This is a genomic window from Fictibacillus barbaricus (assembly GCF_014635025.1).
Lineage (GTDB): Bacteria > Bacillota > Bacilli > Bacillales > Fictibacillaceae > Fictibacillus > Fictibacillus barbaricus.
On the sequence record NZ_BMCE01000003.1, the window covers coordinates 234,104 to 249,841 of the forward strand.

Below are 15,738 nucleotides of genomic sequence, written 5' to 3' on the forward strand. Positions count from 1 at the left end.
AAGCTTAAACCCTAGCTTACTAGTAATTCTTCAGAGAAAGAGGTGACCCTATGTTTGCCTATACGATCAGACGGTTAGCAACGCTCGTTCCCGTGCTATTAGGGATGACATTTATCGTATTCATGATGATTCGTGCTATACCGGGGAATCCAGCACAATTAATTCTAGGGCAACAGGCGACAAAAGAAGCCGTTGCATCTTTAACGAAGCGACTTGGGTTAGATCAACCTTGGTACACACAATTTATTGATTATTTAAAAGGTCTTTTTACAGGAGATCTGGGTGTTTCTCTTAAAACCAATGTGCCGATTGCTGAGGAAGTATGGCCTTATTTGGCGGCAACGATTGAGTTAGCACTCGTAGCAATGATCATTGCAATCGTTATTGGTGTTAATGCCGGAATCATCTCCGCCTGGTTTCAAAATTCCTGGTTCGATTATTCAGCTATGATATTCGCATTAGTGGGGGTTTCTATGCCGATCTTCTGGCTAGGATTAATGGAGCAGTATGTATTTTCTATTCATTTTGATCTGTTGCCAACAACAGGCCGAGATAATATTCGTGTTCCGGTTGATCCGATAACCCACTTATATTTGATCGACACATTGATTCAAGGAAGAATGGATCAGTTTGGTGAAGTGGTGCGTCACCTTATCTTGCCGGGTATTGCATTAGGTACCATTCCTATGGCGATTATTGCACGTATGACTCGTTCTAGCATGCTTGAAGTCATGCGTTCGGATTACATTCGAACCGCTCGCGCAAAAGGGATGAAAATGTTCTGGGTTGTTTATAAGCATTCATTAAAGAACGCTTTAATCCCAGTAGTAACGGTAATTGGGTTACAAACGGGACTGCTTTTAGGCGGAGCTATCTTAACTGAGACTATTTTCGGATGGCCAGGAATCGGAACGTATATTTATGATGCGATCTCGTATCGTGATTATCCTGTTATCCAATCTGGAATTCTAGTTGTAGCGACGATCTTTGTATTAATTAATCTGCTCGTTGATTTGCTGTATGCAGCAATTGACCCGAGAATCAAATTTAAATAGGAGGGATTAGAGAATGTCAGCACTATCAAGATCAACACCTCCCGTAGTCCCGCAACCACAGCACATACCTGTGGAACCTGTGGAAGACAAAGTAATCTCTCCTTGGAAAGATGCCTGGAGAAGCTTCAAAAAAAATAAGATTGCCCTTGTGGGTCTGTCGATTGTATCCTTGTTCATTGTCATTGCGATATTTGCAGATCTATTAGCTCCATATAGCTATAGTGAAGTTGAACTAAAGGATAAACATATCCCTCCTTCAGCTGAACACTGGTTCGGAACAGATGAGTTCGGACGTGATATTTTAAGCAGAATCATTCATGGTGCTCGTATCTCATTATGGGTAGGATTCTTCTCGGTAGCAGGATCGGTTATCGTAGGTTCATTGCTTGGTATTATTGCAGGCTATTATGGAAGATGGGTGGACGGTATCATATCCCGTATCTTTGATATTTTGCTTGCGTTTCCGAGTATCTTGCTTGCGATTGCAGTAGTATCCGTACTTGGACCATCTTTAAAAAACGCACTAATTGCGATTGCCATCATTAACGTTCCAACGTTTGGACGTTTGCTGCGTTCAAGAGTGCTTAGTGTAAAAGAAGAGGAATATATAACAGCAGCACGAGCTATCGGAATGAGTGATTTCAGGATTTTAATTCACCACATTCTGCCAAACAGCTTGGCACCTATCATTGTTCAAGGAACACTTGCGATTGCTACAGCGATCATCGAAGCCGCAGCACTTGGATTCCTGGGGATGGGGGCACAGCCGCCAACACCAGAGTGGGGCAAAATGCTCGCCGATTCTAAAGACTTTATTATTCAAGCACCATGGACCGTTATTTTTCCAGGTCTTGCGATCATGTTAACCGTACTTGGGTTTAACCTTATGGGTGATGGCCTGCGTGATGCATTAGATCCACGGATGAAGAGCTAGTTTAGAAGAGATAGGAGGAGGCTTGGCGATTGCCTTGCTTCTTTTTTATGGGATTTTTTCGAGTAGCGGCTCGAGGTGATATTTACGGGACTTTCTATTGCCGGTAAACGGAAGATTTAGAGAACACAGAAGATGATAAGCTTGACTGTTTGATGCCAAATTCAAAAAATATGTGCACTCCCTATTTGTAATTTCAGTAGAAAGTAAACATGCGTAATCTTGTAAAGCTTCTATATGTGCTGTCTTTGATGAAGTGTAGCAAGTGCGACAATGCCATGTTCCTCGTTTATATTCCATAATTGCATGATTACAAGTTGGGCAAAAAACACCTCTAATCAACTCATTCTTGTTGATCTGAAAGAGTTCACATATATCAGGGTTATATGATGAACTTAGTTTTAAAAGAAGTTTAGTTAATTTCTTTATTTGTGTTTGAGAAAGGATGGTCTTTGAATGTTTTTGGGAGAGAACTTCAAATTTTTCTTGAAGACTGGAACTCTTAATCACTTTTTCAGCAGCTTCTTTATAAGTAAGAGGAGCTTCAATGATTGCAGTAGGATGTGTCATAATCACAAGTGTTTCAATGGGTACAGCAGGGAATTTATATTGGCTTAGGATTTTAGATAAATGGTAGCTTTGTCTTTTAACTTGGTCAATAGGGTTTGTGAACGCTTCTTTTTTACCTTCGAAAGTTCTAATAAGTTGTGAGAACCTATCATCAAGAAAAAGATGGCCAGCCAAATACTTAATTTCGAGGATGGTAATAAAGGTGGGCGTAATGATTATAGTATCCATTTGAAAAAAATAATCTTCGTGTGAGATTCGTATACTGTGTAGGAAGTTGATATCCTCCCTAGGCAGATAACGATAAAAATAGTCTAGAGATTGCTCCCCTTTAAAACCAGATGAATGATTACGTAATTGATCTTGAATTTCCTGTTTGCGATGATGTGTATTAGGAACTCTTTTAATCAATTTTGACAATTTAATAATAAAAATTGGAGTCTTTCTGCGGTTTATTATAAATATTCCTCCCTAAAACTAAATGGAGTTTCATTTTCCCGTATTTCTTCGTTCGCTGCAAAAAGGAAGATGCTTATTTTAGTAGCAGAAACTGATTAATTCCAGAAATGCTGTTAATAATTCCACACAAAACGTTGTTAATTCCAGGTATTTTATTCAGAATTCCACAAATTTTTACCATATATCCACGAGTCTACAGATAACGACAAAATTCGACCGTTGCTACATCCGTTTTGATCCACGCCTCCAATCCAAACAAAAAAACCAGCCCTCACAAAAAGGCTGGCTCCTACACATATATTAATTTTCCAATCGCTGGTCCAATTGTACTTCACTATCGTCTTGATGATAATTCTTAAAGCTTTCGACCAATGTATTCAGATGCTCGAGCTGGTCGCTGTAATCAATGATCAGCGCGAATACGGGAAACAGTTCAATCCACTCTTCGTTCTCCGGACTATTGTAATAGGTCATGATGCACTTCATGAGTGCCTTCTTGTTGATCTCAGCATCCATTTCCAGCGTGTGCTGAGCACGAATTTTATCCGTATATTTTAACAGCATCTGTTCATGGAAATTTGTTAATCCATCGAGCTTTAACTGTATCAGTTCTTGAAGAGGCTCTGGCATGTTGTATAGTTCGTTTTCATGGCTATGCAAGCTCTTCAACAGCTCGAGTGCCTTATTTGTCGTATGGATCATCTGTCTATACAATACGAGCTTACGCGTTTTGGAGTACTTGTTGCTTCTAAAATACGTGCGCTCTTCTTTATATAACAGATAATATTGATCCATCTTAAAGCGGTTTTCTTTAAGGTGGGTGAGATCCTCTTTAATGGCACTGTGCTCTGAGGCATGCCGTGTGATCATTCGGATCCACTTGATTATTTCATCTGTATGGTCTGAAATTTTATAATACAGTTTTGTTTCATATTTAGGTGGCATAAATACCAGGTTTACTAAGAATGCCGATAATACCCCTAACATGATCAACAAAAACCGGTCAACAGCAAAACCGATAAAATTCTCTGTATGGCTTTCCATGATTACAATCACGGTCACAATCGACAACGGGATCGTTTTTTCAATCTTCATTTTTAAGTGTGCTGCAATAACAAGTACCACAACGAATCCAATAACAAACGGGTTGTTTCCTAATAAAATAACAAAAATAATAGCAAATAGGGCACCGACAAGGTTACCTTGCACCTGTTCTAGTATGGTTTGGTAGGACCTGTAGATGGATGGCTGAATCGCGAATGTTGCAGCGATTGCTGCATATACAGGCTGATCCAATTGAAATAACATTGCCAGGTAGATCGATAAAGATATAGCTAAACCCGTTTTAATCATTCGGGCTCCTAGTTTCATAACTGCGATAATTCCTTTCTCATAAAAAATGTTAATAATCTCAAACACTATAAACTGTTTCTTACGTTTAATCAAGTGAAAGTGTGTTAACAAATTGTGAAAGTTAATGACTTACATACCGTATGAAACTTGAAGTTCTTTTATTACATGTTTTCCCTTAAAACAAAAAAGAATCCGTGGTATGACGGATTCTTTCAGTAAGATTAAAGACGGCTGAACGCTTTTCCTGCTGCTTCGATGGTAGCAAGTACGTCTTCTTCGGTATGTGCAGTGGTTAAGAACATTGCTTCATATTTGGATGGAGCAAGATTGATTCCTTCGTTCAGCATCTGTTTAAAGTACCGGCCAAAGATCTCTCCATCTGTTGCTTCAGCTTGTACATAGTTCTCGATTTTCTCATCCGTAAAATAAAGCGTCAAAGCACCTTTCAAGCGATTGATCGTTACAGAAACATTATGTTTAGCTGCTTGTTCAGCAAGCCCTTTTTCTAATAGCGCACCTAAGCGGTCCATCTCTTCATAAACCCCTTCTTGCTGGAGCACTTCTAAACAAGCAATTCCAGCTGAGATGGATGCCGGGTTTCCAGCCATTGTTCCCGCTTGATAAGCAGGTCCTAGCGGCGCAACTTTTTCCATGATCTCTTTTTTACCGCCATATGCGCCAATCGGCAGACCGCCTCCAATAATCTTCCCAAGTGCTGTCATGTCCGGTTTCACACCAAGAAGATCTTGAGCTCCTCCATACATAAAGCGGAAAGCCGTAATGACTTCATCGTAGATAACAAGAGCGCCATGCTCATGAGTAATATCGTTGACCGCTTGTAAAAAGCCTTCTTTCGGCTCCACGATCCCGAAGTTGCCGACGATCGGTTCGACCAATACAGCTGCAATCTGGTCACCCCATTTGTCCATCGCAGCACGATACGCTTCAATATCGTTGAAAGGAACGGTGATCACTTCTTGAGCGATAGATTTTGGTACGCCGGCAGAATCTGGTGTTCCTAGTGTAGAAGGACCAGAACCTGCAGCAACTAGCACCAGATCGGAATGGCCATGATAGCAGCCTGCGAACTTGATGATCTTGTCACGTCCTGTATAAGCACGTGCAACACGGATTGTTGTCATGACTGCTTCTGTTCCAGAGTTTACAAATCGGACTTTATCCATAGCAGGCATTGCTTCTTTAAGCATTTTCGCAAATTTCACTTCAAGGGAAGTGGGAGTTCCATAAAGAACACCATTTTCAGCAGCTTTTACGATTGCTTTTGTGATATGAGGATGAGCGTGTCCGGTAATAATAGGACCATATGCAGCCAGGTAATCAATATAGCGGTTCCCGTCTTCATCCCAAAAATAAGCGCCTTGTGCGCGTTCCATAAAAACAGGTGCTCCTCCGCCAACCGCTTTAAATGAGCGGGAAGGACTGTTAACACCGCCAACAATATGTACAAGAGCTTCTTCATATAAAGCTTCTGATTTTGTGTGATTCATCTATTTATTCCTCCTGCAGACTATCTTTCTCCTACGTTCAACTAGTATTGTAGCATGAAAAAGAAATACAGACAGGGATGGAAAACTCTATTTAATGTTCTCAACTATTTGAGTTTTGGAGGATGGTCATATACACTATCTCAGTGCGTAGTTTCTCTTACAGGAAACTCTAAATTTTGCTGCGCAAAATTACTACCCATATCGCTAAATATTTACGGTTTGTTCAATCATTCATTTTTTTCATTATACGGAGGCATTTTTATGCAGAACATTATAGATGTGCAGAAATTAAGGAAAGAGTTTAAGTCTTTTTCGAGCCGTTCAGGTTTGAAGGGGGCGTTTCGTGATCTGTTCACGCGAAACTATACAATCAAAACAGCTGTCGATGATATTTCTTTTACGATAAAAAAAGGAGAGATGGTCGGATACATCGGGGAGAACGGAGCAGGTAAGTCTACATCTATCAAGATGCTGACAGGCATCTTGACCCCAACTGACGGAAAGGTTGTTGTGAATGGAATGAACCCCCATAAAGAACGGGAGAAGTTCGTAAAAACAATCGGTGTCGTCTTTGGGCAAAGGTCGCAGCTCTGGTGGGATATCGCTGTTCAAGAATCATTCAGACTGTTAAAGAAGATCTACAATGTCCCTGATCAACAGTACGAAGTACATATGAAAGATGTTATCGAGACCCTGGATATTGGGCCGCTTTTAGATAAGCCTGTTCGTAAACTTTCACTCGGCCAAAGGATGCGCTGTGAATTAGCGGCAGCACTCATTCATAATCCACCGCTTCTATTCTTAGATGAGCCGACGATCGGCCTTGATGTACTGGTCAAACTAAAGATTCGTGAGTTCCTCAAACGAATCAACGAAAAATACGGTACGACGATCCTGTTAACGACGCATGACCTCTCTGATATTGAAGCTCTTTGTGAGCGGGTCGTAATGCTAGATGAAGGAAAGATTATTTATGATGGGCCGTTAAAAGAATTACGTGAGAACTGGGCTGAAGGAAAGCAGATTCAGTTTCAGTTCAGTGAAGCAGCTGCCTTGGAAGAATTGCAGATTCTTACGAAAGAGCACCTGGTCGTTTGGGAAAAAGGAGAGAGCGACCTCATTTGGGTAGCTTCTGTTGATAGCGATGAGACGGTCATCTCAGGTGTGATCGGGAAAGTAACAGCGGCTAAGAAGATTGCTGATTTAAAGATCCTTGAGATCTCAACAGAAGAGATCATCCGAAATATTTACGTTGAAGGTGCTGTTCGCCATGGGTAAGTATTTAGAGATGATCCGCATCCGCTTTTTAATGATGCTTGCTTACCGGACAAACTATTACAGCGGAATATTAATATACAGCATCAACATTGGTGCGTACTACTTCTTATGGAGTGCGATCTATGGAGGGAAGGAAAACATTCAAGGCCTTTCCATTACACAGATGACAACATATATTGCTGTGGGGTGGATGGCACGTGCCTTTTACTTCAATAACATTGACCGAGAGATCGCTATAGAAATTAAAGAAGGAAAAGTAGCAGTCGAGATGATTCGCCCTTATCCCTATTTAAATATGAAGATGATGCAGGGATTAGGTGAAGGAATCTTCAGGTTATTATTCTTCTCTGTACCGGGTATGGTAATCGTTTCACTTGTGTTTCCAGTAGATTTATCGGCGAATGCAGAAACATGGATCTACTTTTTTATCTCTATCATTTTCAGTTTTATTATTAACACACAAATTAATTTGTTAGCGGGTATTGCGACCTTCTTCTTATTTAATAACGATGGTCTGATTCGTGCTAAGCGTGTTGTGATCGATCTGTTTTCAGGGCTCATTCTGCCTCTTAGTTTTTATCCGATGTGGGCACAAAATGTTATGGGTTATCTGCCGTTTCAAGGTATCAGCTATATCCCGAGTATGATCTTTACAGAAGGATTTAAAGGTTCTCAAGTTTTTGAAGGCTTATTTAACCAAGCCGTTTGGTCTGTTCTGTTAATCATTCCGGTATACGTGCTATGGACTTTAGCGAAGCGCCAGCTTGTGGTTCAAGGGGGTTAGAACAAATGGACTACATTTCTATCTTTTTTCAATACGTTGGGCAATATTTAAAAACAAGACTGACTTATCGAGCTGACATGGTAGTCGAGATCTTTTCTGATCTATTGTTTCAAGCCGTTAACCTGGTCTTCATTCTGGTTGTGTTCGGCCATACCTCACTCCTTGCAGGGTGGAGCAAGGATGAGATGATCTTTATTTATGGATTCTTCCTTGTACCGTTTTCGATTTTTGCATCTTTCTTTAATATATGGGATTTTACGGATAGATATATAGTTAAGGGAGAGATGGATCGCATACTGACTAGACCCGTCCATAGTCTGTTTCAGATTGTTCTAGAGCGCATGGAATTAGAATCTCTATTCGGGGTTATAACCGGATTAGTGGTAATGTTTTATGCAGGGAGCAACCTAGGGTTAGAGGTTAGCTGGTATGATCCATTTATCTTTATCCTTCTTGTAATAGGCGGTGCACTCGTTTATGCGGGGATCTTTATTTCGCTCGCAACGATCGGATTTTGGTCAGATTCTAGAACAGATATCATGCCAATGATGTACAACATCGGAAACTACGGAAGATATCCTGTTGATATTTACAACAAAGTGATCAAATATGTTTTAACGTGGATTCTGCCGTTCGCATTCGTTGGTGTTTATCCTTCTTCTTATTTCCTACGGCGGGAAGAGTGGTATACGTATGCTTTTTTAACCCCTGTTGTCGGACTGGTCTTTTTCTTAATCGCCGTAACGTTATGGAACGTTGGGGTAACCAAATACAGAGGTGCAGGAAACTAAAGAAAACCGTTCTCCTTAAAATGGAGAGCGGTTTTGTGTTTAATAGAGAGTTCTTTCTTATCAAAACTCTTCAATTTTCGAAAAAAATTCAGACTAAAGTAACAATTTATTATTAGTTAATTCATTTTGCTTTTTGCAGCGACATAAAGTCAAGTATGATATGAACATACTATATTGTTGTAAGGAATGAGGATACATACATGAAAATTATGGTAATAGCAGGAAGTCCTAAAGCGGAAGCCAGAACAAGAGGGATTGCACAATACGCATCTGAGGTTCTGCGCGAGTTGAATGTGGATGTTTTATACTTCGATGTAGGAAGTGATCAATTGCCTTTATTCACAGGAGACGCGACGTCAGCAGAAAACGAAACGGTTAAGAAACTATCTGAGTATGCTGAACAAGCAGACGGATTCTTCGTAACAACTCCTGAATATCATAGCGGTATGAGCGGAGCGTTAAAAAATGCTCTTGATTTCTTAGGAGGCAAGCATTTTAAGAATAAGCCTTCAGCGATTGCGGCTGCAGCTGGAGGAGGAAAAGGCGGAATGAACGCACTGACGAACTTGCGCACAGTGCTTCGCGGCGTATACAGTCTTGTCCTTCCTGATCAGTTTGTGGCTGATCCTGTGAATTTTGATGAAGGCAACGTACTTGTAGATGAGCTGGCACAAACTCGAGTACATGATTTGGCTACTCAGTTAAAAGAACTTACAGAACTCGTGTCTGTGAACAAAGCAAAATCTTAAACAAGGAAAGGCAGTCTGTTTATCAGGCTGTCTTTTTTGACTGTAAGGCTGTCCTATTCAAACCAATCTTTTCATATGATGAATTGAGGTGGAATGAATGGAGCATGTAATCTTAACTATCTTACTCATAACAAGTGCTGCAGTGATTATTCGAAGTATTTGGATGCTTTTTAAACACCCTGGCATTAAAGAGCATTTGATGCCTGCGAGTCATCTGCTCGTCTTGTTCATCGTATACGGAACGATCATTTCAGGTTTTGGATTGATTTATGCTCTTTTATCATTAATGGGTTACCCCGTTATAAAATTAGAACTGAATCAAAGAGACTTCTTTTCTTTTATCGAAGCATGTATCTATTTCAGCAGTACCACTATTCTTTCCGTTGGTTACGGAGATATTGTTCCGGTTGGAGCAGGAAGGTGGATTGCCGCTCTTCAGGCATTGATTGGTTATCTGCTGCCTATTGCCTTCGTTCTATCATCAGTTATCCACCATAACAAAACGGCAAAATAGTTGTTGAAAAACAAGTAAATAGGCTACCCTTAAGTAAGAAACAGTTATTAAGGAGGGCCAAATGATGAGCATAGAAACAGGAAAAAAAGCACCGGATTTTATACTGCCAGCAAGCAATGGTAATGACGTTCAATTATCTGATTTTATAGGCAAGAATGTAGTTTTATACTTTTACCCAAAAGACATGACACCAGGTTGTACGACCCAGGCCTGTGATTTTAGGGACAAACATGCTGATTTTGATAAGCAAAACACCGTTATCCTAGGAATCAGTCCCGATCCATTAGCACGTCATGATAAATTTATTGAAAAGCATGGTCTGCCATTTCTCCTTCTAGCAGATGAAGAGCATAAAGTAGCAGAACTGTATGAGGTTTGGAAGCTTAAGAAGAACTTTGGCAAAGAGTATATGGGGATTGAACGATCCACATTTATTATTGATAAGGATGGCATCATCGCAAAAGAATATCGAAAAGTGAAAGTAAAGGATCATGTAGATGAAGCACTTCAATTTATAGAAGATAATTTACAATAAGAAAAAAGCCCTGAGAAATCGGGGCTTTTTAACTTTCCTGAAGTTCATTTACCGGTATATCCATTTCGTTGTCTGGCTGTTCTTTTGTATAAGCTCTTGCAGTTTGGTTGTTTTCATTCACGGATTGCAGCCATACTGATGTTCCGTTATGAAGCACTGTGATCTCTTTTTCAGATTCAATGATTTGCTGAGCACGTGATACGTTCATTAATAATCACCTCCACGCTAGTTATTATGCAGCTTGGGCTAACATCCTATGCTTTTGTTCTTAATAAATAGGCATGAAGGCTCACCCGTGATAAAATGAAATTGTGTGAATTTTATAACATATAAAAGTTAGGAGATTACATAATGAGAGACGAACGATTAACGACGTTAGCAAGAACGCTGCTGACACATTCACTTAAATTAGAAAAAGGTCAAAAAGTACTTATTACTTCTTTTATCGCAGGAAAACCACTTGTTAAAGAATTGGTTCAAGAAACGTATAAATTAGGAGCTTTTCCTTATGTTCAGCTCGTAGACGAAGAAATCTCACGTGTACTAATGATGGGTTCCACTAAAGAACATACAGAACCACAAGTAAAATGGGATCTGGCGCGCATGCAGGATGTAGATGCATACATCTCCATTCAATGTAAGAACAACGACTCAGAGTTCTCAGAGGTTCCAAGTGAAATCTTCCAGATGAAAGCTGAACTTAATAAGCCTGTTCAAAACTTAATTATCAATGACCGTCAATGGGTATTGTTGAACTACCCAACAACAGGCCTCGCTCAGATGGCTAAAATGAGCTTGGAGAAATTTACGGATTTTGTCCTAGATGTGTGCAACGTAGATTATAAAGCGATGGCAGAAGCACAAAAGCCACTGCATGCTTTAATGGAACGTACGGACAAAGTACGTATTACAGGTCCTGGGACAGATTTAACATTCTCCATTAAAGGAATTCCTGCTGTTATGTGTGCAGGTGAAAACAATATTCCCGACGGTGAAGTCTTTACAGCTCCAGTAAAAGAGAGTGTTAATGGAACGATCACGTATAACACACCATGTCCTTATCATGGTACAACATTCAACAATGTAAGCTTAACGTTTAGAGATGGAAAGATTGTTGAAGCTACTTCAGATCAAACAGAAAAATTAAATGAAATCTTTGATACAGATGAAGGTGCTCGTTACGTTGGTGAATTTGCAATTGGTGTTAATCCATTAATCCAGCATCCAATGGGAGATATCTTATTTGATGAAAAAATCGGTGGAAGCATCCACTTTACACCTGGAAGAGCCTATCAGGATGCTTTTAATGGGAATGAATCCGGAATCCACTGGGATATGGTACTGATACAGCGTCCTGAGTACGGAGGAGGAGAAATCTATTTTGATGATGTACTGATCAGAAAAGATGGCTTGTTTGTTTTACCTGAACTAGAAGGGTTAAATCCAGAAAATCTAAAATAATTGAAGAGTACAACTAAAAAGCGGGATGTTTATTCCCCGCTTTTTCTATTCAAATTATAAAGAGGTGTCACACAATGATCCTATCAAGTGCAAGGCTTAGAGATGAAATAAAAGAAGGGCTAAAAAAGCGTTTTTCAGACCAAGATCTCAGGTTCTATAATAATATGAAGGAAGCTGCTGATGATCTAAAAGAAGCTGAAATATTGATTACATATGGCGAAGATCTCACAGATGAGTTAGTAGCTAAAGCTCACTCGTTAAAGTGGATAATGGTGATTTCTGCAGGTCTCGATAAAATGCCCTTTAGAGCATTAGAGGAAAGAAACATACTTATTACGAATGCTAGAGGAATCCATAAAACACCGATGGCAGAATATACGATCTCCATGATGCTTCAGATTTCCAGGAAAGCTAGTCAACTGCTTGCCAATCAAAAGCAACATATCTGGGACCGGAGAGTTCCAATGACAGAGATCTCTGGAAAAACAATAGGTATATTAGGAACTGGGGCGATCGGATGCGAAATAGCGAGGTTAGCAAAAGCTTTTAACATGAGAACCATTGGTTTTAACAGAAGCGGGCATGATGCAGACCACTGTGATCTAGTCGTAGATAAGAAAAGTATTCATACACTTTATAAAGAGAGTGATTTTATTGTAAATGTTCTTCCTTCTACACCCTTAACAAAGGGATTCATTGGTGCCGAAGCATTTACTCTTATAAAGAGAGATGCTGTCTTGATCAACATCGGGAGGGGAACAACAATAAATGAAAAAGAGCTTATTCAAGCTTTAAAAGAAAAAAGAATTGGTCACGCTGTACTGGATGTTTTTGAAAGAGAGCCTCTGCCGGAAGAGAGTCCATTATGGGATTTGGAGAATGTAACAGTAACACCACATATATCAGGAATTTCTCCTCAATATCAAGAAAGAGCGATTGAGATTTTTTGTAATAACCTCATCTTATATAGAAAAGATAAGCAAGATGAAATGATCAATATCATTCCTTATAAAAGGGGGTATTAAATTGAAAATTTACACAAAAACTGGGGATAAGGGAACTACCTCATTAATCTTTGGTGAAAGAGTATCAAAAAACGATGTACGGGTAGATGCATATGGTACGTGTGATGAAGCTAACAGCATGATCGGTTTTGGTGTTAGCCTTTTGCCGGAAGAGGGTTGGGCGAAGTCTGCAGCTGCAGTTCTGCAAAGAGTTCAAACTGTATTGTTTCACGTAGGAGCAGAACTGGCCACACCTGCAGGAAAAGAAGTGACATGGAAGCTGAGAGAAGCAGATATTCGTTTTCTCGAAGAAACCATCGATGAATGGCAGTTAGGACTGAAACCCCTCAAACAATTCATACTTCCAGGTGGTTCTCAATCAGCTAGTGCTTTTCATACGGCCCGAACGATCGCAAGACGTGCCGAACGAACTGCTGTAGGAATTGAAGGGGTTAATCCTTTAGTATTGTCTTATTTGAACAGGCTGTCTGACTTTTTATTTATTGCAGCCCGATATGTAAATGAACAAATGAAGTTTAAGGAACCCGTTCTGCACGAAGATCATTCATAAAATAGTTTGTCATTCCATACACTTCAATTGACAAAACCTGTAGAAAAGCAGTAGACTAATTATAACGATTATAAAGTAAGAATTCTTAAAGAAATGGGGTGCATGACGATGTCTAGCGCAAAAATCAATGCTGCAATCGACAATTTAAAACAAGCAGGTGTACGTATTACGCCTCAGCGTCATGCTATCTTAGAGCATCTTATCCAATCAATGTCCCATCCAACAGCTGATGAGATCTATAAGGCGCTGGAAGGGAAATTTCCAAATATGAGTGTTGCAACAGTTTACAATAACCTCCGAGTTTTTAAAGAAGCGGGTCTTGTAAAAGAACTGACTTACGGAGACTCATCGAGCCGGTTTGATTGTGTAACGACGGACCACTACCATATCATTTGCGACTCATGCGGAAAGATTGTAGATTTTCATTACCCTGGTCTAGACGAGGTAGAAAGTCTAGCTGAATCCGTAACCGGTTTTGATGTAGGACGACATCGTATGGAAATTTACGGAGTATGCCCGGATTGCAAAAGAAAACATTAATGGTTAAAAAAAGCTGACTTCCATTCGGAAAGTCAGCTTTATCTATTTTCTTTGCGCATTTGGCGTTTTGAATTGTATTTTTCATCAAACTCTTCGCCCTCAAGACCTTTATCCATCGTAAGCGGCTGGTTACAGGACATGCACGCATCTACACGGCCCAAGACTTTTGTAACTTTCCCACAGTTCGGACAAACAACCTGAACCGCCTGGGTAGAAATCATTCCAATCCAAAAGTAAACTCCAGCACTGGCAATTGTTGCAATAAAACCAATCACCATGAAAATTGACATAACGACAAAACTTGTCTTGAAAAACAGGCCTGCATACATGATGATAATACCTATAAACACAAGGCTTAAGGCAAACGTACGTATTTTATTTATTTTGCTCGTATACTTTATCATAACCTGTCCCTCCTACGTTCTTTAGTATAACATATGAACTCTTAGGAAAAGAAAAAGGATTTCGTTATTTGATGTTGAAACATAACAAACAGGATTTTGTTAAAATGGGAGATGACCTTCATGGAAGATATTTTACGCCCTCTATATCAAGAAAGAGCTAGCAATGAGAACACATTAGGTGTACTATTTGTTGAAAAAAATAAACCATTCAGCCCTGGAACAGATCACTTTGACTGTATTCTTCTTATAATAGTAAAAGAATCTGATCAATCCTGGATGATTAAACATTATGAGTTTGAGTCAGGTTCCGCTGCTCTTCATATTGTTACAGAAGACCTTCTAAATTCTTGGCTGATGCTTGGAACGAACAAACGAGCAGTAGACTGGGTTATGAACGGTAAAGTTCTGTTTAATCGGAACGAGTACATAACAAGGTTAAGAGACCGGCTGCATGAATTCCCGGCTGAAGAAAGAATACACAAGATTGGTCTTGAATTTGCTAAACTTCTTAGAAGATATAATGATGGAAAAGAGCTATTTCATTCTGGTCATTATTTAGATGCTTTTAACAACATCATGCATGCTTTGCATCATCTAGCGCGATTATCCGTTATTGAACATGGATTTTATCCAGAAGTAACGGTTTGGAATCAGGTAAAAATGATACAGCCCGAGATCTTCAAGTTATATGAAGAACTTGTTACGGGTGAAGAATCTATTGATAAACGAATTGAACTTCTATTATTAGCATCTGAGTTTTCTCTAACTTCAAAAACAAAATTAGGAGCCAATCATTTATTAAGTGTGATCAAGCAAAAAGATGAATGGGCGTATCAGGAATTAATGGAGCATAACGAGGTGCGTGATTATGCGATCGATCTTTCCATGATCCTGACTCATTTAAAAGATAAGGGTTATATAAAGACCATTAAACGGGAAACAAAGAGCAAAAACCTATATCATCGCTATTACTCAATAAAAGAATAAACTTTTTCACAAAAAGGTGTTGACCTGTTTATCTATATCGTGCTATATTATTTCTTGTCGCTGCGACACACAGAAACAATGTTGCAGTCGGGAAACACGATAAAAAAACAGGTTGACATCTTATTTTTGAGATGTTATCCTAATAAAGTCGCCAAAACGAGCGGCACACGAAATAAGCAATAAACAAGTTCTTTGAAAACTGAACAAAAGAAATAGGTAAGGAATTAAGAATTAATTCCGTCAGTTT

18 protein-coding genes are annotated in these 15,738 nt (G+C 39.5%); 13 read left to right on the forward strand and 5 right to left on the reverse strand.

Annotated elements, in window-relative coordinates; genetic code table 11:
• Positions 1-50 precede the first annotated feature (50 nt).
• Positions 51-1,055 (forward strand): ABC transporter permease, encoded by a 1,005-nt coding sequence (locus tag IEV52_RS19400; protein WP_188404213.1) that lies wholly within the window; start codon positions 51-53, stop codon positions 1,053-1,055.
• A 13-nt stretch (positions 1,056-1,068) separates the two neighbouring features.
• Positions 1,069-1,989, forward strand: coding sequence for an ABC transporter permease (locus IEV52_RS19405; protein WP_188404214.1), 921 nt, complete (start codon positions 1,069-1,071; stop codon positions 1,987-1,989).
• A gap of 45 nt (positions 1,990-2,034) precedes the next feature.
• Here the strand turns inward: IEV52_RS19405 and IEV52_RS19410 are convergent, their stop codons facing one another.
• From IEV52_RS19410 to IEV52_RS19420, 3 genes are all read right to left on the reverse strand, one after another.
• A complete protein-coding gene (locus IEV52_RS19410; protein WP_188404215.1) occupies positions 2,035-2,973 on the reverse strand; it encodes a nuclease-related domain-containing protein in 939 nt (312 codons plus the stop codon).
• Positions 2,974-3,312: 339 nt separating this feature from the next.
• The gene (locus tag IEV52_RS19415) at positions 3,313-4,383 is read right to left on the reverse strand and encodes an FUSC family protein (protein WP_188404258.1); all 1,071 of its coding nucleotides are present in this window, start codon (positions 4,381-4,383) and stop codon (positions 3,313-3,315) included.
• A 203-nt stretch (positions 4,384-4,586) separates the two neighbouring features.
• Entirely contained in the window at positions 4,587-5,873 is a 1,287-nt protein-coding gene (locus IEV52_RS19420; protein ID WP_188404216.1) for a glutamate-1-semialdehyde 2,1-aminomutase, read from the reverse strand.
• 261 nt (positions 5,874-6,134) lie between these two features.
• Here IEV52_RS19420 and IEV52_RS19425 point away from each other — a divergent pair, with 261 nt between their 5' ends.
• From IEV52_RS19425 to bcp, 6 genes are all read left to right on the forward strand, one after another.
• Complete coding sequence (locus tag IEV52_RS19425; RefSeq protein WP_188404217.1) at positions 6,135-7,151, forward strand: ABC transporter ATP-binding protein; 1,017 nt, start codon at positions 6,135-6,137, stop codon at positions 7,149-7,151.
• Complete coding sequence (locus IEV52_RS19430) at positions 7,144-7,935, forward strand: ABC transporter permease (protein ID WP_188404218.1); 792 nt, start codon at positions 7,144-7,146, stop codon at positions 7,933-7,935. The genes IEV52_RS19425 and IEV52_RS19430 overlap by 8 nt, the downstream gene beginning before the upstream one ends.
• Positions 7,936-7,940: 5 nt before the next feature.
• Positions 7,941-8,726, forward strand: a complete 786-nt coding sequence (locus IEV52_RS19435) for an ABC transporter permease (protein ID WP_188404219.1) — start codon at positions 7,941-7,943, stop codon at positions 8,724-8,726.
• A gap of 200 nt (positions 8,727-8,926) precedes the next feature.
• Entirely contained in the window at positions 8,927-9,475 is a 549-nt protein-coding gene (locus IEV52_RS19440; RefSeq protein ID WP_188404220.1) for an NADPH-dependent FMN reductase, read from the forward strand.
• 97 nt (positions 9,476-9,572) lie between these two features.
• On the forward strand, positions 9,573-9,989 hold the full coding sequence (locus IEV52_RS19445) for a potassium channel family protein (protein ID WP_188404221.1): 417 nt from the start codon (positions 9,573-9,575) through the stop codon (positions 9,987-9,989).
• A 64-nt stretch (positions 9,990-10,053) separates the two neighbouring features.
• Positions 10,054-10,524 carry a thioredoxin-dependent thiol peroxidase gene (gene bcp / locus IEV52_RS19450; RefSeq protein WP_188404222.1) on the forward strand — a complete coding sequence of 157 codons (471 nt, stop codon included), beginning with the start codon at positions 10,054-10,056 and terminating at the stop codon, positions 10,522-10,524.
• 28 nt (positions 10,525-10,552) lie between these two features.
• Here bcp and IEV52_RS19455 read toward each other — a convergent pair whose 3' ends face one another.
• Positions 10,553-10,732 carry an H-type small acid-soluble spore protein gene (locus tag IEV52_RS19455; protein ID WP_188404223.1) on the reverse strand — a complete coding sequence of 60 codons (180 nt, stop codon included), beginning with the start codon at positions 10,730-10,732 and terminating at the stop codon, positions 10,553-10,555.
• Between the two features lie 143 nt (positions 10,733-10,875).
• Here IEV52_RS19455 and IEV52_RS19460 point away from each other — a divergent pair, with 143 nt between their 5' ends.
• From IEV52_RS19460 to perR, 4 genes are all read left to right on the forward strand, one after another.
• The gene (locus IEV52_RS19460; RefSeq protein ID WP_188404224.1) at positions 10,876-11,985 is read left to right on the forward strand and encodes an aminopeptidase; all 1,110 of its coding nucleotides are present in this window, start codon (positions 10,876-10,878) and stop codon (positions 11,983-11,985) included.
• A 74-nt stretch (positions 11,986-12,059) separates the two neighbouring features.
• Complete coding sequence (locus IEV52_RS19465) at positions 12,060-13,010, forward strand: D-2-hydroxyacid dehydrogenase (RefSeq protein ID WP_188404225.1); 951 nt, start codon at positions 12,060-12,062, stop codon at positions 13,008-13,010.
• A 1-nt stretch (position 13,011) separates the two neighbouring features.
• Positions 13,012-13,560, forward strand: coding sequence for a cob(I)yrinic acid a,c-diamide adenosyltransferase (locus IEV52_RS19470; RefSeq protein WP_188404226.1), 549 nt, complete (start codon positions 13,012-13,014; stop codon positions 13,558-13,560).
• 108 nt (positions 13,561-13,668) lie between these two features.
• Complete coding sequence (gene perR / locus IEV52_RS19475) at positions 13,669-14,100, forward strand: peroxide-responsive transcriptional repressor PerR (protein ID WP_188404227.1); 432 nt, start codon at positions 13,669-13,671, stop codon at positions 14,098-14,100.
• Between the two features lie 38 nt (positions 14,101-14,138).
• Here perR and IEV52_RS19480 read toward each other — a convergent pair whose 3' ends face one another.
• Positions 14,139-14,504: a YgzB family protein gene (locus IEV52_RS19480; protein WP_066286256.1), complete on the reverse strand. Its 366-nt coding sequence runs from the start codon at positions 14,502-14,504 to the stop codon at positions 14,139-14,141.
• 120 nt (positions 14,505-14,624) lie between these two features.
• On the opposite strand from IEV52_RS19480, the gene IEV52_RS19485 reads away from it, so the two are divergent.
• On the forward strand, positions 14,625-15,491 hold the full coding sequence (locus tag IEV52_RS19485; protein WP_188404228.1) for a nucleotidyltransferase-like protein: 867 nt from the start codon (positions 14,625-14,627) through the stop codon (positions 15,489-15,491).
• Positions 15,492-15,738: the final 247 nt, after the last annotated feature.